A 22634-nucleotide genomic window follows, 5' to 3' on the forward strand; every position below is an offset into this window, starting at 1 on the left:
AACGGATGATTATTTGGAGCTCATTCTGATTAAATCGTATAAACATTTGAGCGTTTATGAGAAAGAATGGTCGGATATTTTAGAAGCAAATCAAAATACGAACCCATTTATAGAGTATGAATTTGTTTATAATTGGTGGCAGTTTTTAGGTGAAAATGAAGAAGTAGAAATATATGCAGTTAAAGAGCATAACCGTATAATAGCATTTTTTCCATTTCAATCGAAAAAAACTTGGTTTGGCTATATACTACATTTTCTTGCTTTAGGCGATGCTAATTATATGGATATAATTGCAAAAAAAAGAGACGTTGATCGGGTCATTATGTTTGTTTTTGATGCAATAATTAAAAAGAAGAAGAGTGTAGTTTTTTATTTACATGGGTTATTAGAAAGCGTAGATACACCATTTCAACTATCCAATTATTTGAAAGCTAGAAATATGAAAGAGCAATATTATCGAATTGTAACACCTTATATTGATTTACAAAATCTTTCCTATGAGGAATATATGAAATCTCGTCAAAAGTTGCATGGTTTAGATAGAAGGGAAAAAAGATTAAGGTTACTTGGAGAAGTTCGTCTACAAATCTCTTCCGCAATACAGATGAACCAAATATTTAAAGTGCATCAAAAAAGATGGGAAAAGAAAAATGATACAAGCGGATTTTCTAGTGATAGAAAAAAAGCTTTCTTTCAACATTTAGCAGAGCAGAATCATGGGAAATTGGGTGTTCGACTAACAACATTAACATTGGAAAATAAAATTATTTCTTTTACGTACGGTTTTTCTTGCCGTGGAAGATATTTGGGATATGTATTAGGACATGATTCCGACTTTGATGTCTATGGTCCTGGTAGGATTCTAGTTAAAGAGAAGATTAAAAGAATTATAGATGATGGATTTCATAAACTAGATATGAGCATAGGCTATGAACCTTATAAATTTGAGTGGAATACAGATCTCGATTACACAAGAAAAACAATTTTTTCTACAAATACGTTAAGAGCTAAAACCTATCGAAATTTTTTATGGGCAAAACAAACGATTATTTCTAAGCTAAGAAAATATTATTCGCTTGTGATTTTCCGAAGAAATTATATTGGTAAATTGAAGTACTATATACGAAATAAGGAAAAAATTAATTTTAGAAAAGTTATTTTGAAGAAAAAGCTATTGCCTTACTTATATGAGCTAAAAAAATATGTTATTGCTAAACTCGATGTAAATGAAACGAATATGAAAAGTCATTTTAAAAAAATTACACCTGAAACTGGTCTTAATATAAAGAATGATCGAAGAGAAATATTGCAAAAAATTTATAACGGTTATAAAGGTTACTACTCTACAGATCCGAATAAAGCATTTTGGGTCAATGAAAAAGTAATACGTATAGACGATATTGAGGTGGTATCAAACCTAAAGAAAAGAAGCGTATATATTAGGGATTGGGAGAATGAACACTTAGAGAGTGTCATTTCATTTGTCCATGAAAACTACCAACCTAAACATATATTTGTACACGTCAACAAGCGTGATAAAAAAAGCGTTAAGAGATTGGGGAAACTCGGATTTAAAACAACAGAGAAGCTTTCTTATTCAAGAATATTTGGAAATAAAAAAGTAAAAAAAGAAGAAGTAAATAAAAGAGAAGGTGCCTCATATTATACTTTTAGAAAGAAAGTTTCTAAATATTAAAATGAATTCGTATTATTTTTTGAAAGAGCAAATTTTAAATGAACCATTAATAGATATAGGAGGGTTCACTCATTCAAAAGTCCCCAAAAAAAACCTACAGCAATTCGAAACGGTTTATATTGATTTAACGAAAAGTGAAGAAGAATTATTTCAGAAATTACATCGAACGAATAGAAAACAAATTAGTAAAGCTTCAATGCATGATTTTCATATATTAGTGATTGATAAACCAACGATTGCAGATATTCGTGCTTTTCAGAAGTTTTATAATCATTTTGCGAAATTTACAAACACGTACTCGTGTAATTCCTTTCATATAAATACGATGAGTAAGTTAAAGGACAAGAATGCTCTTATTATTACGCAGCTTTTAAATGAAGAAAATGAAGTCTTATGTTACCGATTATATATTTCAGATGGCGACACGGTTTTTTCTCTATATTCGGCTTCGCATTTTAGATTGAAGGAAAAAGCGGAAGAGAAAAGAGTATTAAGTATAGCTAATCGATATTTACTTTGGAATAATATTTTATATTTCAAAAAATTAAATTATTCAATTTACGATATGGGTGGAGTTACAGCGAATGAAAACGTTCGTAGCTTTAAGTTGGAATTTGGTGGGGAAATCACCCAAGTCTACTCTGGTTATGAAGCAAATTCATTAGTAGGTAAGCTGGTATTATGGCTAAGAACGATTAAGTTGAGGAAAGGATGAAGTTCTGGGAGCACTTGTTATTTCACTCGACTTTGAATTAAACTGGGGCGTACATGATGTGTTTACTCTTGAAAAGTATGGGGAAAATATACTAGGAGCTCGCCTTGCAATTCCCAAAATACTACAATTATTTTTAAAGTATGATATTCATGCAACTTGGGCAATTGTTGGGATGCTTTATTGTAAAAATAAAAACGAACTTTTAACAAAACTAGAAGGCTTAAATATTCCATATGAAAATGAATCTTTTTCCCCAAAACATAATTTATGGCAAGTTGGAGAGAATGAGTCTCAAGATCCTTATCATTTCGGGTATTCGCTCATTGAATCGATCAAAACGATACCTAACCAGGAAATTGGAACACATACATTTACTCATTATTATTGTTTAGAAGACGGACAGAGAACAGACCATTTTGAAAAAGATTTGCAAGCCGTCGTTCAATTAAATGAAGGGATTACTTCATTAGTTTTCCCAAGAAATCAAACGAATAATGATTATTTAAACGTTTGCAAAACATACGGAATCAATGCTTATCGTGGAAATGAAGAAAGCTGGATTTATAGAGCCTATACAAGCAAAACAAATACAACAACAAAACGTATGCTCCGATTAGTAGATACTTATATTAATTTGACTGGGCATCACACCTTCTCGTTAAAGAGTTTACAAAAAGAACCAATCATCAATATACAATCTAGCCGCTTTTTAAGACCTTACAGTAAACAACTTGCAGTTTTAGAGAATTTACGTTTACGACGAATTAAAAACGGATTAACGAAAGCTGCTAAAGACAATGAGTTTTATCATTTATGGTGGCATCCACATAATTTCGGAAAGAATATAGATGAGAATCTACATTTTCTAGAAGAAATATTAAAGCATGTGGATTATTTAAGGGGCAAATATAATTTTCAAAGTATGCATATGCGGGATGTAACAGATGTGATAAATATTATTTCATAAAAAATACGAAGGGAGAAATAGATCCCTTCGTATTTTTATTTCCGGTTTTATTGAGAGATCCTAGCATCTTCGTAATTTTTACCTAATACTAAAATATGAGATGCAAGCATGCTATAAACAGTTCTTTTCCACAGATGAACAGGATACAATATTAAACCTTCTACTATATTTCTAGTCATATACTCATATTCCATACATTTAACTTACTCATGTTATACTAATTATGAATTAATGAAAAAGGATGTTGAATATGACACAAGAAAAACCACATGTACTCGTAATAGATGGTATGGCACTATTATTTCGATCATTTTTTGCAACAGCGATGTCAGGAAACTATTTCAAAAATGCAAAAGGAATACCGACAAATGCAGTACAAGGCTTTGCTAGACATGTCCTTGCTGCACAAAATTTAATGCAACCTACCCATCTAGCAATATGTTGGGATAAAGGAATGCACACTTTTAGAAACGAACTTTACGATGGATACAAGGCAAATCGTCCAAAGCCAGCAGAAGAGCTCATTCCTCAATTCGATATGGCGCAAGATTTGTCTGAGCACCTAGGATGGATGAATTTCGGAATCGTAGGAATGGAAGCAGATGATACGATAGCTTCGATTACACACAAATGGCAAGATGATGCGAAGTTCACAATAGTTAGTGGAGATAAAGATTTACTTCAATTGTTACACCCATCTACAGAAATTGCATTTACGAAAAAAGGATTCACCATTTATGATGTATACAATGAAGCTCGCTTTCTAGAAGAGTATGGAATTTCACCGTTATTATTCCCTGATGTAAAAGCGTTTATGGGAGATTCTAGTGATGGTTATGCAGGAGTGAAAGGGATTGGTCCGAAAACTGCATTACAGCTAGTGCAAACTTATGGGACAGTTGAAGAAATTATTGATTCACTTCATTTATTAAAGGCAGGACAACGAACTAAAATAGAAACAGACTTGCAAATGCTTCAATTATCTAAAGAGCTTGCAACAATTAGAAGAGATGTACCAATCGAAGCCGAATTAGAACATCTGCTAGTTAAGGATATTCCCGATACTAAATTCGATTATTTGTATGACAATGGTTACACTATTTTAGCAAGACAGCTACAAAACTAAAGAGAGGGAGTTACTTGAACGAAAGTAAGCACGGATGCATTTTCCGCATAAAGTACTTTCCGAATTTTACTTTCACGATTTCTTCCTCCGTTATCATGGATTATTAAAAATAATTCATCCTTTTCTAATGTGTACCCTATAAGGGGCACCCAATGATAGGAGAACGTATATTTTTTATTCCAATGAAACGTTAAATACTTATCAAATTTTAAAGCTACAGGACGGCCACTTTTCAATTCTTTTAATGCGGTTTGGAGAGAACATTTTTCGATATGCCAATTTGGTCCAAGTAACTTTCTCATATTGTGTATGAAGCGATATGTAAATAACCCAATACGAGTTCCACCCAACTTTCGATAGAGATCGTTTGTATCGAATGGACAAGCATTTGGCATTAAATAATTCAATAGCACATATGCTGTAACTGGCCCACAGGCTGAAGATTGGTAGTTAGATTGTATCGTCGAATCATATTGAGAGAGACCTTGAATAGGTAGTTGAATTTTCATCTGTTACCTCCGATTATGTATAGTGGCATTTTTGTTAAGTGCGTTGTGCATAATTTTAATGGTAGTAAAGAGTTTTTTCTATTAATAAAGGAAGAACTCGCAGACTGTAGACAAACTCTAAAAACGAGTTGTCTACAGTCTTTTTTGTTTTTAATAGGAAAGATTAGGTTTTCCGAAGCTTACCGATCGCTTTCCGCGGGCGAGCGCCGAGCCGCTTCGTCGCTATGCTCCTGCAGTGTCTCGTCTGTCTCGCTATTCCCGCAGGAGTCGATCGGACGCTTCTCCAAACCAATAAAAATCGAAGAGATCTGCACTCGTTAATTATTGAAATTGTTTTTTCTATTATATAGGAAGAACTCTGTAAAACACCCCAATAAGAAAATCATTGAAACGGCTCCCTTTCCGGAGGTAACTGAAAAAGTGTTATTCTAATAAATTTTCTATCAAATAGTCGCTAAGAGAATTTATCGCTTTGGCATTCGCTTTCCGCGGGCGAGCGACGAGCCTCCTCCTTCGCTCCGCTTCGTGCGGGGTCTCGTCTGTCTCGCTTTCCCGCAGGAGTCTCATGCGTCGTGTTAAATTCTCTTAAATAAATATAGCAAATAGTTCCTACAAAAATATTAATTCGAGTTTTTCAGTGGCCTCCCTTTCCACGGGCGTTGCCTTAGCCTCCTCGCTACGCTGAGGCAACTGAAAAACCTTGCCTTCTTCCCATTTCTTTTTACTCTTTTTCCTTTAATAGAGTCATAATTCTTTTCAGATTTACTGCAAAAATCGCCATTGCACCCTGTATCTGTATACCGAATAGACCCGAGGGTGATGCTACATCATACCCATGTCTATTTTAGTTCACTATTTTTCGCCTCAATCTTATAGCGTTATTTTGCCTTCTCTTTAAAATCATCGGTATTTTGAAATGCTTCGTGGTCATCTTTTGGAACGACGATATCATAAATCGCCAAGAACGGGCTTAAGTTGAGGGTTTCTTGGTTTGAAATCATTTTGCACACCACCATTAGTTAGTCTCTCTTTCATAAACGAAGAAGGTTTTTAGAAGAATAGGTGGATGCTAGTTGGAGGGGAAGGCGGCGACTCCGGCCGGAATAGCATGAGCTGAAGACCCTGGACTGAGCGTAGCGAGGGAAGCGGCTGAAGCCATGCCGGCGGAAAGCGTCCGCCTGGAACGGAAATCAACGATATCCATATAAAAAGAGAGGATATGAACAACTTGTCTATACTCCCCAATCTGATTATTTTAACTCTAATTTTCTTTTATTAAGTTACAACAAAAAATGTCTGAAATGATTCTATTGTCAAAATAATTACATTAAAATATAATTAAACCGACTGAGTAGTCTGTTTAATTTTGGAAAAAGGGGTGTATGATTTGATACGACTATTACAACAGCAAGACTTTGAGCAAGCAGCTAATATAGCTGCACTTGCATATCCAGGTATGGATTTGCAAACGTTAGAGAAAAAAGCGGCTTTTGTAGAAAGATTAACAAGAGAGCAAGAAGAGCAAAATAATATTCAGTATTTTGGCTATTTTAATGAGGAAAAAGAACTTCTAGGTATTTATCGTTTAAATGATTTTGAATGCAATATTAATGGGAAGTTTCAACGTATTTGTGGTATAGGTATGGTTGCTGTACATCTTCTTCATAAAAAAGAGAAGATTGCTTTCCGCCTTCTTTCTCATTTCCACGAGTACGCTAGACAAGAAAAAGTATCTATTGTATCACTTTACCCCTTTAATCCAAGTTTTTACCGGAAGATGGGATATGGATTTGGTCCAACAAGATATGAGTTTAAATTTAAACCTGACGCATTAATTGCAGATGGAAAAAAAGGTCTCGTAAAATTTCTATCACCTAACGATGAGGAATCGATTGTCCAAATATATAATGACTACGCTAAAGAACATCATGGCATGATGAAAAGAACATGGGCGGAACGCCAGCATATAAAGAATGCAACAACTCACTATGTTGGAGTTGAGGAAAATGACCGATTAATAGGTGCATTAGCATTTACTTTACAATCAGTAAAGGATAGTCACTTTTTACATCAGCATATGATTGTTTACGAATGGATATGGACGAAACCAGAAGGTTATAAACAGCTAGCCTCATGGTTACATTCACAGCAAGATCAAGTAGATCGAATTGTTTTTCGTACAAATGACAAATCATTTGTACACGCACTGTCGAATCCATCTAATGATTCGAATCATCTTATACCAAGTGTATATCATGAAGTGGCTACGACCGGAACAGGGCTTATGTATCGTTTAACAAATATTATTGATTTTGTTCACGAAATGAACTTTCAGAATCTTAGAAGACCAGATGAATATACAAAACTATTAATAGAAATCGAAGACACATTTTTAACAGAGCAAAACGGTTTCTATGAAATCATATATAATGGTGATTTTTGGAATGCCACAAAGTTACCAGATTCAAATGAAGATACAAATATTAAGATAGGCATTCAAGATGTAAGCTCTTGGTGGATGGGATGTATTTCGATTGAAACACTCCAGCAATATGGAGCAGTCACTATTAATAATATGGATGCTAGAAAGTTAGACGATTGGTTTAAACCGAAAAATAGCCCTATTTGTTTTACATCGTTTTAAAAGGAAGTGTGTCGATTGGTACCAAAAGTATCAGAGGGATATAAACAAGAGAAGAAAACAGAGATCATTCATGCAGCTGTAACTGTTTTTGGTGAAAAAGGTTATTATTCTACGACAATGGATGATTTAGTGAGAGCATCAGGTATGAGTAAAGGTGCAATTTATCATTATTTTAAAAGTAAAGAAGAAGTATACGATCACATGCTACAGCAACAGGTAAGTGTGGCGATTGAAAAGCTGAAAGATAAATTTTCAAAGCTGGATTCCACTATAGAAAAAGTAAATGTGCTATTTGATATGTATACTTCCGATGAGTGGTTAAAAGAGCCAAAATTAAACAATGTAAGAAATCAACTAGAGCATTGGATCTCTGGTAGCAGAGCGGACGATCGAAAAAAATACGAGAATCATAGTGAACTATTTTACCTTCTTTTAAATACCATTTTAAAAGAAGGTCAAGATAGTGGAGAAATCTCAAAAGAATTTAATACTTCACATGCTGCAAAAATATTTTGGAGTATGATTGATGGAATTCTTCTTCACGCTTCTGTTTTGCAGCCAACATTTCCTTATTCGGATATAGTGAAGTCATCTAAAGAAATGTATATTACTTTTTTAACAAGGGGTGTTATTAAATGATTACATTTAAGACAATGGAGCATTTAACTTTTAAGGAAGCACACGAACTTTTTACAAGTGGGTTTGAAGGATATTTTATTCCGATGAAGATGCCAATGGATACTTTTATAGCTCGTTTTGGAAATGACAATCTTTCAGCAGCATTGTCAGTTGTTATGTTTGATGAAGATAAACCAATTGGATTTGTATTACAAGGCATTCGGGAAGTAAATGGTGAGAAAATTGCTTGGAATGGTGGTACTGGAATTGTTCCAGAGTACAGAGGAAAGAAACTAGGTACAATACTAATGGAAAAAGCTCTTGAACTATTGAAACAGCAACAAGTAGATATTGCTACATTAGAGGCTCTGTCCATTAATGAGCCAGCTATAAGGCTATATGAAAAGATTGGGTATAAAGTAATTGATACGCTGCATTTTTTGGAGGCAGAAGGTTTACTAAGCTTTGATGAACAGCTTGCAAGTGAATTTGAGTTGAAAAGAATACCTGCACTGCAAGCCATAAATGCAAACATTTTCCCATCTTTAGTACCATGGCAAGTAGATCCTTCTATTGCGCCAAGGACTGGTGGAGAAGTGATTATTGCAATGAAGGATAGTGAGGTGCTTGCTGCTTGCTTAGTGCGAACGAAGCAACAATTTGGTAATGATGCTGAAGGTGTCACATTATTTCAAGCTTTTACTAACAATGAACATACAGATGGAATGAGAGCTCTTCAAGCTGTTCTTCAGGAGGGGCTTCACTTTAACCATTCTATTAAAAGAACTACTTATAATTTTGAAGACAAAATGAAAAATGTGATTCCGTTCTTGAAATCTAATGGATTTAAAAATACGGATATTTCACAAGTATTTATGACAAAACAACTTATGGAGTAAGATAAGAAATACAGCTACCGCTATAAATTTGCGGTAGCTGTATTTTTAAGTTAGTTATTTTGAAGTAATTATCTTATTCTCTTCATGTAAAAGATGAGTTAATGCAACTCGGAAACTATTATATGTTTCTATTTCTACATGAATACTAGCATGTACAATCTCACGAATAAATCTTGGATTAAAACCTACGTAAATTGGGCGAACACCCATTAATCGCAAAGAACTATTTAGTCGCGAAATAGATATAGCCAGCTCATTATAATCAAATGCTTCTACATCTTCTAAACTTACTGCCGAAAAATCAAAAACAGCTTTTTCTATCTCTCGATGTTCTCCAATATATTGAAGGGTCTGTGATTCAATGTTTTCAAACCGTTCCCTAAACATATATCCTGCAATTGGAATCATAATCGTTTTCGGTACTATGGACGGAATAATAGGGGTAGACATCGTTTTGATAATTCGTTCGTAATAGACTATTTTCTCTTTGAGTTGCTGAATTTCATTTTCCAATGACATCATCATAACACCTCTGTTTTTTTCTATTATAACGAATAAGACAAGTTTAAATCAAAGGATATTCTGAAATATGGTATAGATAGGAGATAAGAGGGAATTGAGTAGCCAACGCTAAAAAAACGTCCAAAAGGGTAGCCGTTTCAGTCGGTAGGCTAACTCTAAAAAAACAGGTTGGCAACAGCCTTTTTATTTTTATTTAGAGTAGTCTAGGTTTTCCGAAGCTTACCACTCGCTTTCCGCGGGCGAGTGCCGAGCCGCTTCGTCGCTATGCTCCTGCAGGGTCTCGTCTTTCTCGCCTTTCCCGCAGGAGTCGAGCGGACGCTTCTCCAAACCATTAAAATGTTACCTTTCTACTTAAATCTTGAGGTGATGGCAAATGATAATAAAAAACCAAAATCATAATCGCGAACAATTTAGAAATGATTACAATCCATCAATTTGTTCTGTAAGAACGTCCAGAACAAATTAGAAGCTGCAATCGGTTACCTCTTGAGAAATTTGAAAAGGTAGAAATGAAAGAAATAAAACAGACTTCTCCATTGTTAGTATTTCCTGCTGTAGCGTTCATTGATTTGATTTTTAGTCATCCTATCCATCACCACGATTATTTTTCAAAGCACTAGTTGATTGGAGTGGAGGGTGACGACTCCTGCGGGAATAGCGTGAGTCTTGAGACCCTGAAGAGAGCATAGCGAACGAAGAGGCTCAAGCCACGCCCGCGGAAAGCGTTCGCCCGCAGCGGAAATCAACGGCTATTCATCATTATTTCATTTTAAAAAATAAAAAGACTGTAGGCAAAATTAAAAGATCTGAGTCCGATTGAATACCGAACTCAGATCTTAGAATCTGCTTAAACTATATGTCTAACTTTATTGGGTCAGATTAATTCGACTTTATCGAGTTTATCTACAGTCTGAAATGCTACCTAATCATATAAATACTCTTTACTAATTAATTCTGTGCATCAAGAAATTCTGTTACTTGCTCTGGAGATTTTGCGTTTGCACTATGCAAGTGTGCTTTTTTCTCTCCATTTTGGTAAATTAGAAGACTTGGAATTCCCATTACTTCGTATTTTTCAGCGATCTCAGGTAGCTCGTCACGGTTTACTTCGTACCATGTGTACTGATTATATTTTTCTACGATTGGATCGATAAACATTTCCATTCGACGGCAATCTGGGCACCATCCAGCTTCAAATTTTACTAATACTTCATTATCACCCGAAATAATTTCATTAAATTGTTCTGCAGTTGTAATTTTTTGCATATTATATACCTCCTATATTTTCTTTAAGTTTACACTGTAATTGAAAGTGTAGGAAGAAAAATGCTCGGCTTTAATCATTTTATTATTGCGAAAATTTAAATATTGTTCTAAACTAAAAGATATAGAGATTGCTTCTATTTTTTTTATCAATAAAATGAATGACTGTTCATTCAAGTTGACGAGGGGGCTTTGTACATGACTTATCAAATAAAAAAAGCAGCTGTTTTAGGTTCTGGGGTGATGGGCTCTGGAATTGCAGCTCACTTGGCGAATATTGGAATTCCGACATTATTATTGGATATTGTTCCAAATGAATTAAGTAAAGAGGAAGAAGTAAAGGGATATACACTTGAGCATTTGGAAGTTCGAAATCGTTACGCACAAAGTGCTTTACAAAAATTATTAAAACAAAAACCGGCTCCACTAACATCTACAAAAAACTTGCAATTAATCACAGCGGGCAATTTAGAAGATCATTTAGAAAACTTAAAAGATGTGGACTGGATTATTGAAGTTGTTGTAGAAAACTTAAACGTGAAAAAAAGCTTATATGAAAAAATAGATGCAGTTCGAAAAGTGGGTACTATTATTAGTTCTAACACATCTGGAATTAGCATTAATGCAATGGTGGAAGGTCGTTCAGAAGACTTTAGTAAGCATTTCTTAGGGACACACTTCTTTAATCCCCCTCGTTACTTAAAGCTTTTGGAAGTAATCCCAGCTAAAACTACAGATCCAGAAGTAATAGATTTTATGAAACAATTTGGGGAAGATGTTTTAGGTAAAGGTGTAGTTTTGGCAAAAGATACACCTAACTTTATAGCTAATCGAATTGGTACGTATGGTTTGCTTGTAACGCTTCGTGAGATGCAAACGCGTGGATATTCTGTTGGTGAAGTGGATTCTGTTACAGGACCACTAATTGGTCGACCAAAGTCTGCCACTTTCCGTACTCTTGATGTTGTAGGATTAGATACGTTTGCACATGTTGCTAAAAATGTATATGACCAAACTTCAGGGGAAGAACAAAAAGTATTTGAAGTACCTGCATTTCTACACAAAATGCTTGAAAATAAATGGCTAGGAGCAAAAACAGGTCAAGGTTTCTTCTTGAAAAAAGATAAAGAAATTTTGGAATTAGACTTAACGACATTAGAATATGAGCCAGTGAAGAAACTAAAAACACCTTCTATTGAAATGGCAAAGCAACAAAAAGGCCTTGCAGCTAAGGTGAAATCATTAACATATGCAAAAGACCGTACTGGTGAACTTTTATGGAATATTATAAGTCCAACACTTCTTTATTCTGCTGAGCTTCACGGAGAGATTGCAGATGATATTGTATCAATTGATCAAGCAATGAAATGGGGATTTGGTTGGCAGCAAGGACCGTTTGAACTATGGGATGCAATTGGCGTAAATGAATCAGTTGAGAAAATGAAAACTGAAGGTCAAACAATTCCAGCATTTGTTCAATCACTTTTAGATAAAGGTCTAGATTCTTTCTATAAAGAAGAAAATGGAGAATTACACTTCTTCAATGGAGAAGAATACAAAATAGTTCCTGTAAATGAAAAAGTTATTGATTTGAAGAGATACAAGAAAAAACATGGGGTCATCAAGTCCAATTCAGGAGCTAGTTTAATAGATTTAGGAGATGGTATTGCACTACTTGAATTCCACTCTAAATCGAATTCGATTGGGTTAGACATCGTTCAGATGATTAACTTTGCAATTGATGAAGTAGAAAAAAACTTCAGAGGGCTTGTCATTGGAAACCAAGGGAAAAACTTTAGTGTAGGAGCTAACCTTGGAATGATATTAATGGAAGCACAAGATGATAATATTTTCGAGTTAGATTTTGTTGTACGTAGTTTTCAGAATGCTATGTTAAAAATTAAATATTCTTCCAAACCAGTTGTTGCCGCTCCATTTGGCATGACACTTGGTGGAGGAGCAGAAGCATGTTTACCAGCGGCTCATATTCAAACATCGATGGAAACTTATATGGGTCTAGTGGAGGTAGGAGTAGGACTAATCCCTGGTGGCGGTGGAAACAAAGAGCTTTATATGAAACATTTAAAAGGTCTTCCGAATGGTGTTCAAGTCGACTATCAATATGTCGCGAACAAAGTGTTTGAAACGATTGCTATGGCAAAAGTGTCGACTTCGGGAGAAGAAGCTCGTGAAAATAACTTCCTTCATTTTGCAGATGGTATTAGTGTGAATCCAGATCATCAGTTGTACGATGCGAAGCAAGCAGCTCTTGCCCTTGCAAATGCTGGTTACAAGGCACCGTTGCGAGAAAAGGTTCCAGTAACGGGATCATCTGGATATGCAACCTTACTTTTAGGGGCAGAAGGCATGTTCTTATCTGGTTATATTAGTGAGCATGACTTGAAGATTGCTAAAAAGCTTGCGTATGTACTTTCTGGTGGGGAAGTTCCATACGGCACATTAGTAGATGAACAATATTTGCTTAACTTGGAGCGAGAAGCGTTTTTAAGTTTAGTGGCAGACCCAAAATCACAAGCAAGAATGCAGCACATGTTAGTGAAAGGGAAGCCTCTACGCAACTAATTGTGGCGTGAAGGTCAACAGTATGCAGTGAATGTCTTGGATTTTGAATTGTGCGATCACACTTCAAAATCCGGACGCACATACGCCAAGGCGTATCTGATAAGGGGGAAAACTCATGCGTGAAGCAGTTATCGTAGCAGGTGCTAGAACACCAATAGGGAAAGCAAAAAAAGGATCTTTAGCAACTGTACGTCCGGATGATTTCGGTGCATTAGTTGTAAGAGAAACATTAAAAAGAGCTGGCGGATATGATGGTCCAATCGACGATTTAATATTAGGCTGTGCAATGCCAGAAGCGGAGCAAGGGATGAATGTCGCTCGAAATATTGGAGCTATTGCTGGTCTTCCAGATACAACACCAGCCATTACTGTTAACCGTTTTTGTTCGTCAGGTTTGCAATCGATTGCATATGCAGCGGAACGAATTATGCTCGGGTCTTCAGAAGCAATTATTGCGGGTGGAGTAGAATCGATGAGTATGGTTCCTATGATGGGTAATACAATTCGACCAAACGCTTATTTAGCAGAAACTGCACCCCAATATTATATGGGAATGGGTCATACAGCGGAGCAAGTGGCGAATAAATATGGAGTATCACGAGAAGACCAAGATGCTTTTGCTGTTCGTTCTCATGAACTAGCGGCAGCTGCTATAGCTGCAGGGAAGTTCAAAGATGACATCGTTCCAGTAGAAGTAGTAAAGCATTATGTGGATGAAAATAATAAAGCACAAACGAAAAAGTTTTTATTTGATATGGATGAGGGAGTACGAGTAGGTACTAGTATAGAAACACTTGCCAAATTACGTCCAGCATTTAACGTACGAGGGTCTGTTACAGCCGGGAATGCATCCCAAACTTCTGATGGTGCAGGAGCAGTACTTGTCATGGATCGGGAAGTAGCGGAAGCACAAGGGTTAAAACCAATTGCTAAATTTCGTTCGTTTGCAGTTGGTGGAGTTGCTCCAGATGTAATGGGTATCGGACCTATTGTTGCTGTACCAAAAGCGTTAAAGTTAGCAGGATTATCTATAGAAGATATAGATATTTGGGAAATAAATGAAGCATTCGCGTCCCAAGCTATTCAAGTAGTTCGTCACTTAGGAATAAATATAGATAAAGTGAATGTAAATGGTGGAGCTATTGCTTTAGGACATCCACTTGGTGCGACTGGAACTATTTTGACATTGAAAATGATGAGCGAGCTTAAACTCCAAGGGAAACAGTTTGGAGTTGTCACAATGTGTATCGGAGGCGGAATGGGAGCTGCCGGCGTTTTCGAACTTTTATAATATTAAATAGCCTATAGGGGGAATTGAACATGACGGAAGTTTTGAAAGAAGTTATTAAAGGCGGAAGCTTTTTAGTAGAAGATATGGATGCAAGCCGTGTATTTACACCAGAGGATTTTTCGGATGAGCAAAAAATGATAGCTAAAACTGCTGAAGATTATGTAACAAATGAAGTATTACCTGTTGTAGAAAAACTAGAGCATCATGAATTTGATCATTCTGTTCGATTACTGAAATCAGCAGGAGATCTTGGACTTCTTGCAGCGGATGTTCCAGAAGAGTACGGTGGTTTGGGATTAGATAAGATTTCTTCAGCACTTATTGCAGAAAAATTATCAGTTGCTGGTGGCTTCTCTATTACTCATGGTGCACACGTAGGTATTGGTACATTGCCGATCGTCCTTTTTGGAAATGAAAATCAGAAGCAAAAGTACTTACCAAACTCTGCTTCCGGAGATAAAATCTCTGCTTATGCACTAACAGAGCCTGGTTCAGGATCAGACGCTTTAGGTGCAAAAACGACAGCGAAATTAAATGCAGAAGGTACACATTATATTTTAAATGGTGAGAAGCAATGGATTACGAATGCAGGCTTTGCGGATGTGTTTGTTGTTTACGCAAAGGTAGATGGAGACAAATTCACAGCATTTATAGTTGAACGTGATTTCCCAGGAGTATCTGTTGGTGCAGAAGAGAAGAAAATGGGTATTAAATCATCCTCTACTCGTACACTTATTTTACAAGATGCACAAGTTCCAGTGGAGAATCTACTTGGAGAAATTGGTCGCGGACATGTGATTGCATTCAATATTTTAAATATTGGTCGCTACAAATTAGGAGTTGGAACTGTAGGCGGATCTAAACGTGCATTAGAGTTAGCTATCTCTTACTCTAACCAACGTCAGCAATTCAAAACACCTATTTCTTCTTTTAATTTAACTAAACAAAAATTAGCTACAATGGCTTCTAAATTGTACGCAACGGAAAGCTTAATATACCGAACTGTTGGATATTTTGAGGACCGTATGAGTCAATTAAGTGAAGAAGAACAAAAAGATGGGAAAGCGATTGCAGCGTCCATCGCAGAATATGCTATTGAATGTTCTATTAATAAAGTAGTTGGTTCTGAGGTATTAGATTATATCGCAGACGAGGCAGTACAGTTGCATGGTGGATATGGCTTTATGCAAGAATACGAAGTAGAGCGTATTTATCGTGATTCCCGCATTAACCGCATTTTCGAAGGAACAAATGAAATTAACCGTTTAATTGTTCCTGGTACATTCTTGAAAAAAGCGATGAAGGGTGAATTACCACTTCTTCAAAAAGCACAAAGCTTACAAGAAGAGTTACTCATGATGATGCCAGAAGAAGTAAGTGAAGCACCATTAGCTCAAGAGAAAGTGCTAGTTACGAATGCGAAGAAAATTGCTTTACTTGCAGCAGGACTTGCAGCACAGCGTTTTGGTACAAAACTTGAAGCAGAACAAGAAGTACTTGTAAACATTGCAAATATAGCAAATAACTTGTTCGCTATGGAATCAGCTCTATTACGTACAGAAAAAGCAATTAATCGTGATGGAGTAGAAAAATCAAATCAAAAGCTTCTTTACACACAAATTTTCTGTCAAGAAGCATTTGACGAAATTGAAAAAGCAGCGAAAGAAACACTTATCGCATCAGTAGATGGCGATAATTTACGAATGATGACTTCTGCTCTACGAAAATTAACACGCTACACACCATACAATTTAATCGTTAAAAAACGTGAAGCTTCAGTTAAACTTATTGAAGCAGAGAAATACATCGTATAATTCTAGAAAAAAGCTGATTCTTTATGAATCGGCTTTTTTTGATGCAAGCTAAGACGTTGTGCTCCTTCGGAAAGCACGTGAGGGTGCTGAAAATGTCACTAAAATTCGACTTGGCAAAATGGGTTGTATGATAGTTCAATAAATAAGAAAATCGTTAAAACGGCTCCCTTTCCGCGGGCGATGCCTCAGCCTCCTCGCTACGCTTGCGGGGTCTTCGACTAACGCTATTCCCGCAGGAGTGTCGCCTTTTTCAACGATTTTCTAGAAATGAAAAAGTAGGTAAGGGAATTGTGGAAGTTCATCATTTTTTCAGTGCCTTTAAGCTCTGCGCATGATACCTTATCCTCCTGCGCAAGCTCGTCGCAAGATTCTCTGTGCTCCTGCGCAAGCTCGTCGCAAGATTCTCTGTGCTCCTGCGCAAGCTCGTCGCAAGATTCTCTGTGCTCCTGCGCAAGCTCGTCGCAAGATTCTCTGTGCTCCTGCGCAAGCTCGTCGCAGAATACTTGTGCTCCTGCGCAAAGCTCGTCGCAGAATACTTGTGCTCCTGCGCAAAGCTCGTCGCAGAAGAACATTGCTCTTTGGCAATGTTCTTGTGCTATGATAAATAGAAAAAGGTGATTTACGATGACGATTCAATTTTTTGGATATCCTAAATGTAGTACATGTAGGATGGCGAGTAAGTGGCTAAACGATAATGGTATTGCATTTGAAAATTATCATATTGTGGAGAATCCTCCTACTAAAGAATTCATTAAAGAAATACTTCATACAACGCAAATTGATTTAAAAAAACTCTTTAACACAAGTGGTACAAAATATCGTGAACTTCAATTAAAGGATAAGCTACCAAATATGTCTATAGAAGAACAAATTGAAACTCTTGTATCGGACGGGATGCTTATTAAAAGACCACTTACTTACGATGGTAAGCATTTAACACTTGGATTCAAAGAAGAAGAGTTTGAACATATTTGGAAAAGCTCATAAAGTAGCTTGTTTTTACAATAAAAATATGTGAATATTATAAATGAATGTATAACAAATTGAGAGGGGTATATCATGACAACACCTAAAGACTTAAAATACTCAGAAGAACACGAATGGGTAAAAACAGAAGATGGTAAAGTTCGTATTGGTATTACACATTTTGCACAATCAGAGCTAGGAGATATCGTGTTCGTCGAGCTTCCACAAGTTGGAGACGATATTAAAGCAGGAGATCCATTTGGAAGTGTAGAATCAGTAAAAACTGTTTCAGAACTTTACGCGCCTATTAGTGGTAAAGTGGTAGAAGTAAACTCTGAACTAGAAGATAGCCCTGAATTTGTTAACGAATCTCCATATGAAAATGCTTGGATGATCGTTGTAGAGCCTTCAAATGCATCTGAAATGGATGAACTATTATCTGCTGAGAAATATGAAGAACTAATTCAAGAGTAATAAATAAAGCGCCGGTTTTTTACTGGCGCTTTTTCATATGCTAGTATATATGAAGAGTTAGGAGGGAAGCATAGTGGCTATGGCATTTAGTGAAAAAGTAATTCTCGTGGAAGGAAGAACGGATAAACTACGACTTATTCCAATTCTTGCTGAAAGCGCTGAAATCATTTGTACAAATGGCACTATTTCCAACGTGAAGCTAGAAGAACTCTTAAGTCCTTTTGACGAACTGCCGATATATGCTTTTTTAGACGCAGATAAATCAGGTGAACAAATTCGTTCTGTAGTTAGAAAGGTATATCCGGAGGCAATTCATCTATATACAAATCCGATGTATTGTGAAGTTGCGAACACCCCTTTCAAAGTTCTGGCTTCTATTTTACAACGTGTTAATATTAAAGTGAAAAAAGAATTTTTATTATAGGATGATGAGTGTGAATGAATGGACTCGGGAAGAATGGGAGCAAGTAAAAAATGCGCCTAGTCTTTCTCTTTTATATATATACACCCCAATGTGTGGAACCTGCCAAGTAGCTTCGAAAATGATGCAGGTTATTAATGAAGTAGTAACGTATCCAATAGGACAAGCAAACATAAATTATTTAGAAAATCTTGCGATGGAATATGAGATCGAAAGTGTACCATGTCTATTGATTTCTAAAAACGGAATCGTCATAAAAAAAATATATGCTTTTCAGTCAGTTCCTTATTTGTTAGATGTAATAAAAAGTATTGACGGGACCGTACTTACATGATAGAATTCGTTTTACTGATAACAATTAAATAGTGTCGCTCTTATTAAGAGAGGTGGAGGGAAGTGCCCTATGAAGCCCGGCAACCGTCATATTTATGAAATGGTGCCAAGTCACGCAAAGCAAATGCTTTGGGAAATGAGAGAATGGATGAGTGTTATTTGAATTGATAACTCACAGCCCTTCTGCTCTTTTGCAGGAGGGCTTTTTTAATGGAAAGGAGGATTTACATGATTAGCTTAAAAGAGGTTTCAAAAAAATTTAGTACAAAGCAAGGTACTATTATAGCTGTTGATGATGTAAATCTACAGATAGAACAAGGAGAAATTTTTGGGATTATTGGTTATAGTGGTGCTGGTAAAAGTACATTAATCCGATTACTTAATGGTTTAGAGAAACCAACTTCAGGAAAAATAATCGTAAATAATGAGGATATTACTTCAATTAATGAAGATAAGCTTCGTCAAATTCGACATAAAGTAAGTATGATTTTCCAACATTTCAACTTATTATGGTCACGAACGATTGCAGAAAACATTGCATTTCCACTAGAAATTGCAGGTATGCCAAAAGAGCAAAGAGCAGCAAGAGTAAAAGAGCTACTTGAACTTGTAGGGTTAGATGGTAGAGGAAATTATTATCCTTCACAACTGTCAGGTGGTCAAAAACAACGAGTTGGGATTGCAAGAGCGTTAGCAAATCGACCAGAAGTATTGCTATGTGACGAGGCAACATCTGCGCTTGATCCAGAAACAACTGATTCTATTTTAGATTTACTAGTAAGTATTAATGAAAAACTTGGTCTAACAATTGTATTAATTACACACGAAATGCAAGTTATCCAAAAAATTTGTAATCGAGTAGCAGTAATGGAAGGCGGCCGAGTTGTAGAAGAAGGAGACGTACTGGAGGTTTTCCAAAATCCTCAGCAACCGATTACGAAGCGATTTGTTTCACAAGTGTCGGAATCTAGTCAAGCAAAACAGACGATTCAAAATTTGGTAGATCTATATCCAAATGGAAAGCTGATTAAGCTTGTATTTGTTGGAGAACAAACTGAGCAACCGATTCTTTCAAGACTTATTAAACAATTTGACTTAGAAGTGAATATTGTCCAAGGGAATATTTCGCATACAAAAAGCGGAGCCTTTGGTACATTAATACTTCAGTTGGATGGCGAAGCTCTAGCAATCGACGAAGGTATTCGTTTTATACATGAGCAAAAAGTACACACAGAGGTGATCAACAATGATTAATTCGCTATTTCCAAACGTTGATTGGCCAAAAATGTGGGATGCAACACTGGAAACATTATATATGACGTCGGTTTCTACTTTACTGACGTTCGTTTTAGGTCTTGCTTTAGGACTTCTATTATTTTTAACAAGTCCACACCAAGCATGGGCCAATAAATTCGCAAATTGGTTAACTGGGGCAGCAGTGAATATTTTCCGCTCTATTCCATTTATTATTTTAATAATATTACTTATTCCATTAACAAAATTATTAGTCGGAACGATGCGTGGTCCAAATGCTGCATTTCCAGCATTAGTAATTGGAGCTGCTCCGTTTTATGCTCGAATGGTTCTCATTGGGCTTCGAGAAATTGATAAAGGTGTTTTAGAAGCTGCAAAGTCTATGGGTGCTAAAACGTGGACGATTATTTGGAAGGTTTTATTACCAGAATCAATGCCAGCATTAGTATCAGGTATTACGGTTACTTGTATTGCGCTTGTAGGCTACACAGCAATGGCGGGCATCATTGGTGCTGGTGGTTTAGGTACATTAGCATTTCTAGATGGCTTTCAGCGTAGTAGAGAAGACGTTACATTAGTAGCCACTGTATTAATACTAGTAGTTGTATTTATCATTCAATGGATTGGCGATATCATCACATCAAAAATTGATAAACGATAATTGGTGTCTACGAGTATACTCGATAACATATGAAAATTAGATAAAAAGGGGAGATTTTGAATGAAAAAGTTTTTAGCTGGGGCATTATTAACTATTAGTGCGTTAACGCTTGCTGCATGTGGCAATGATGATAGCGGTAAGTTAGTTGTTGGAGCTTCGAACGTTCCTCACGCAGAAATATTAGAGCAAGTTAAACCTATTTTAGAAAAGCAAGGTATTGAATTAGATATTCAAACTTACCAAGACTATGTATTGCCAAACAAAGATTTAGAATCTGGTGATCTAGATGCAAACTATTTCCAACACATTCCTTATTTAGAAGGACAAATTAAAGATAATGGGTATGATTTTGTAAATGCAGGTGGAATTCATATTGAGCCAATCGGTATTTACTCAAAAAAATATAAATCGTTAGAAGAATTACCAGAAGGCGCTACTCTAATTATGAGTAATTCAGTAGCGGACCATGGACGTATTTTATCTTTATTAGAAGCTAAAGGATTAATTAAACTTGCTGATGGTGTTGATAAAACAACAGCGGAAGTTAAAGACGTAGTAGAAAATAAGAAAAACTTAAAATTTGATGCAAACTACGAACCAGCACTTTTAGTTCAACTTTATGAAAATGAAGAGGGCGATGCTGTTCTAATCAACTCCAACTTTGCAATTGACGCTGGTTTAAATCCAATAAAAGATTCTATCGCATTGGAAGATAAAGAATCACCATACGTAAACATTATTGCGGTTAGATCAGAAGATAAAGACAATAAAGAAATAAAAGCGTTAGTAGACGCATTACACTCTAAAGAAATCCAAGATTTCATCCTTAATGAGTGGGACGGAACAGTAGTACCAGTAAAATAATAATAAAAAACAGGCATGTGATCATGCCTGTTTTTTATTTTGGGGATATGCGTTTAAGAATAGAGAGTATGTTGCGCTAACCGAGCATAACAAGCGATTATTCGAGCATAAAAGAACTCCATCCGCGAATAAAACAAGTCTATCCGAGCGTATGTATCCCAAGCGAGCATAGCCAGAGGTTATCCGCGCATAAGAGAGTCCCCTTCGCACCATGTCTCCCAACCAAGCATAACAAGCGATTATTCGAGCATAAAAGAGCTCCATCCGCGCATAAATCAAGTCTATCCGAGCATATGTGTCCCAAGCGAGCATAGCCAGGAGTTATCCGCGCATAAAACAAGTCTATCCGAGCATATGTGTCCCAACCGTGTAAATGTGAATATAAAAATGTACATTTTTGCTCGCATAAGGATGTACATTATTGATTTTTTTACTCTCAACAGCATAACGTGATAAATTATTACAACTTGACATGGAGCCTCTGCGGGCATGACTATACCGCCAAAAAATCAGCCGTATCAAGGGCTGGTTAGCCATTCGAGGCTATCATGCCCGCCACTCCAAGTAAAGTAGTAATAATGCCAAGTGTCAAAAATGTACATCGTTAAACAATCATTTTTGTACATGCTTAAATTATCATTTACACAACCGAGCATAGCCAGGAGTTATCCGCGCATAAGAGATCTCCATCCGAGCATAAAACACGTCTATCCGAGCGCATGTCTCCCAAACGAGCATAACGAGCGATTATCCGCGCATAAGAGAGCTCCATCCGCGCAAAAGAAAGCCCCCTTCGCGCATAAAACATATCTATCCGAACATCCCCAAGTTTACTCGAGAAAAGAATCTTCATTATAAGTATTTAATAGCACACACTAACTCTAAAATTGATTAAGTCCATATAATTGTGTAAAAAGGAAAAGGGTCAAATTAATCCCTCTTGGTTACAATGTTTTCAACGACGATAAACAATGAGGAGAGATTAATAATGACCCAATTAAAGTTTACCCTAGA

The 22634-nt window shown here is 36.2% G+C and carries 21 protein-coding genes, 1 pseudogene and 1 riboswitch; of the genes and pseudogenes, 17 read left to right on the top strand and 5 right to left on the bottom strand.

Features of this window, described 5'->3' with window-relative positions:
- Positions 1–13 precede the first annotated feature (13 nt).
- The 3 genes from FG384_RS18145 to FG384_RS18155 are packed head-to-tail and all read left to right on the top strand — an operon-like array spanning position 14 to position 3378.
- A complete protein-coding gene (locus FG384_RS18145; protein WP_142644100.1) occupies positions 14–1696 on the top strand; it encodes a GNAT family N-acetyltransferase in 1683 nt (560 codons plus the stop codon).
- 19 nt (positions 1697–1715) lie between these two features.
- Positions 1716–2411, top strand: coding sequence for a hypothetical protein (locus FG384_RS18150; protein ID WP_142644101.1), 696 nt, complete (start codon positions 1716–1718; stop codon positions 2409–2411).
- A gap of 58 nt (positions 2412–2469) precedes the next feature.
- The gene (locus tag FG384_RS18155; RefSeq protein ID WP_240793482.1) at positions 2470–3378 is read left to right on the top strand and encodes a polysaccharide deacetylase family protein; all 909 of its coding nucleotides are present in this window, start codon (positions 2470–2472) and stop codon (positions 3376–3378) included.
- A gap of 47 nt (positions 3379–3425) precedes the next feature.
- On the opposite strand, the gene FG384_RS20360 is transcribed toward FG384_RS18155, so the two are convergent.
- Positions 3426–3557, bottom strand: a complete 132-nt coding sequence (locus FG384_RS20360; protein WP_276612776.1) for a hypothetical protein — start codon at positions 3555–3557, stop codon at positions 3426–3428.
- A 71-nt stretch (positions 3558–3628) separates the two neighbouring features.
- Between FG384_RS20360 and FG384_RS18160 the strand changes: the two genes are divergently transcribed.
- Positions 3629–4504, top strand: coding sequence for a 5'-3' exonuclease (locus FG384_RS18160; protein ID WP_142644103.1), 876 nt, complete (start codon positions 3629–3631; stop codon positions 4502–4504).
- Here FG384_RS18160 and FG384_RS18165 read toward each other — a convergent pair.
- Together FG384_RS18165 and FG384_RS18170 are read right to left on the bottom strand one after the other, a co-directional pair.
- Entirely contained in the window at positions 4501–5013 is a 513-nt protein-coding gene (locus FG384_RS18165; RefSeq protein ID WP_142644104.1) for a C39 family peptidase, read from the bottom strand. The two genes, FG384_RS18160 and FG384_RS18165, sit on opposite strands and share 4 nt — an antisense overlap.
- Before the next feature lie 721 nt (positions 5014–5734).
- Positions 5735–5942 (bottom strand): annotated as a pseudogene (locus FG384_RS18170) (IS5/IS1182 family transposase); the annotation flags it as partial.
- A 458-nt stretch (positions 5943–6400) separates the two neighbouring features.
- On the opposite strand from FG384_RS18170, the gene FG384_RS18175 reads away from it, so the two are divergent.
- Genes FG384_RS18175 through FG384_RS18185 form a run of 3 tightly spaced genes read left to right on the top strand, consistent with a single transcriptional unit; the run spans position 6401 to position 9174 of the window.
- Positions 6401–7657, top strand: coding sequence for a GNAT family N-acetyltransferase (locus tag FG384_RS18175; protein ID WP_142644105.1), 1257 nt, complete (start codon positions 6401–6403; stop codon positions 7655–7657).
- Between the two features lie 15 nt (positions 7658–7672).
- On the top strand, positions 7673–8296 hold the full coding sequence (locus tag FG384_RS18180) for a TetR/AcrR family transcriptional regulator (RefSeq protein WP_166462487.1): 624 nt from the start codon (positions 7673–7675) through the stop codon (positions 8294–8296).
- On the top strand, positions 8293–9174 hold the full coding sequence (locus tag FG384_RS18185; protein ID WP_142644107.1) for a GNAT family N-acetyltransferase: 882 nt from the start codon (positions 8293–8295) through the stop codon (positions 9172–9174). The genes FG384_RS18180 and FG384_RS18185 overlap by 4 nt, the downstream gene beginning before the upstream one ends.
- 54 nt (positions 9175–9228) lie before the next feature.
- Here FG384_RS18185 and FG384_RS18190 read toward each other — a convergent pair whose 3' ends face one another.
- Both FG384_RS18190 and FG384_RS18195 read right to left on the bottom strand, forming a co-directional pair.
- On the bottom strand, positions 9229–9693 hold the full coding sequence (locus FG384_RS18190) for an STAS domain-containing protein (RefSeq protein WP_142644108.1): 465 nt from the start codon (positions 9691–9693) through the stop codon (positions 9229–9231).
- A 951-nt stretch (positions 9694–10644) separates the two neighbouring features.
- Positions 10645–10962 (bottom strand): thioredoxin family protein, encoded by a 318-nt coding sequence (locus FG384_RS18195; RefSeq protein WP_142644109.1) that lies wholly within the window; start codon positions 10960–10962, stop codon positions 10645–10647.
- A gap of 195 nt (positions 10963–11157) precedes the next feature.
- Here FG384_RS18195 and FG384_RS18200 point away from each other — a divergent pair, with 195 nt between their 5' ends.
- From FG384_RS18200 to FG384_RS18245, 10 genes are all read left to right on the top strand, one after another.
- Positions 11158–13542 carry a 3-hydroxyacyl-CoA dehydrogenase/enoyl-CoA hydratase family protein gene (locus FG384_RS18200; RefSeq protein ID WP_142644110.1) on the top strand — a complete coding sequence of 795 codons (2385 nt, stop codon included), beginning with the start codon at positions 11158–11160 and terminating at the stop codon, positions 13540–13542.
- Between the two features lie 115 nt (positions 13543–13657).
- On the top strand, positions 13658–14833 hold the full coding sequence (locus tag FG384_RS18205; protein WP_142644111.1) for an acetyl-CoA C-acetyltransferase: 1176 nt from the start codon (positions 13658–13660) through the stop codon (positions 14831–14833).
- 29 nt (positions 14834–14862) lie between these two features.
- Entirely contained in the window at positions 14863–16647 is a 1785-nt protein-coding gene (locus FG384_RS18210) for an acyl-CoA dehydrogenase family protein (protein ID WP_142644112.1), read from the top strand.
- A gap of 624 nt (positions 16648–17271) precedes the next feature.
- On the top strand, positions 17272–17634 hold the full coding sequence (locus FG384_RS18215; RefSeq protein ID WP_142644113.1) for an arsenate reductase family protein: 363 nt from the start codon (positions 17272–17274) through the stop codon (positions 17632–17634).
- A gap of 72 nt (positions 17635–17706) precedes the next feature.
- Positions 17707–18087 carry a glycine cleavage system protein GcvH gene (gene gcvH / locus FG384_RS18220; RefSeq protein ID WP_142644114.1) on the top strand — a complete coding sequence of 127 codons (381 nt, stop codon included), beginning with the start codon at positions 17707–17709 and terminating at the stop codon, positions 18085–18087.
- 79 nt (positions 18088–18166) lie between these two features.
- Positions 18167–18511 carry a toprim domain-containing protein gene (locus FG384_RS18225; protein WP_142644121.1) on the top strand — a complete coding sequence of 115 codons (345 nt, stop codon included), beginning with the start codon at positions 18167–18169 and terminating at the stop codon, positions 18509–18511.
- A 4-nt stretch (positions 18512–18515) separates the two neighbouring features.
- Positions 18516–18842, top strand: coding sequence for a thioredoxin family protein (locus FG384_RS18230; RefSeq protein ID WP_338101359.1), 327 nt, complete (start codon positions 18516–18518; stop codon positions 18840–18842).
- A gap of 37 nt (positions 18843–18879) precedes the next feature.
- A riboswitch (SAM riboswitch) is annotated at positions 18880–18984 on the top strand.
- An 85-nt stretch (positions 18985–19069) separates the two neighbouring features.
- Positions 19070–20095: a methionine ABC transporter ATP-binding protein gene (locus tag FG384_RS18235; RefSeq protein ID WP_142644116.1), complete on the top strand. Its 1026-nt coding sequence runs from the start codon at positions 19070–19072 to the stop codon at positions 20093–20095.
- Positions 20088–20756 (top strand): methionine ABC transporter permease, encoded by a 669-nt coding sequence (locus FG384_RS18240; RefSeq protein ID WP_142644117.1) that lies wholly within the window; start codon positions 20088–20090, stop codon positions 20754–20756. The genes FG384_RS18235 and FG384_RS18240 overlap by 8 nt, the downstream gene beginning before the upstream one ends.
- A 60-nt stretch (positions 20757–20816) precedes the next feature.
- Complete coding sequence (locus FG384_RS18245) at positions 20817–21620, top strand: MetQ/NlpA family ABC transporter substrate-binding protein (RefSeq protein ID WP_142644118.1); 804 nt, start codon at positions 20817–20819, stop codon at positions 21618–21620.
- The last annotated feature ends 1014 nt before the right edge of the window (positions 21621–22634 follow it).

Origin of the sequence: Psychrobacillus vulpis, from assembly GCF_006861825.1 — a bacterium.
Classification (GTDB): Bacteria; Bacillota; Bacilli; order Bacillales_A; family Planococcaceae; genus Psychrobacillus; species Psychrobacillus vulpis.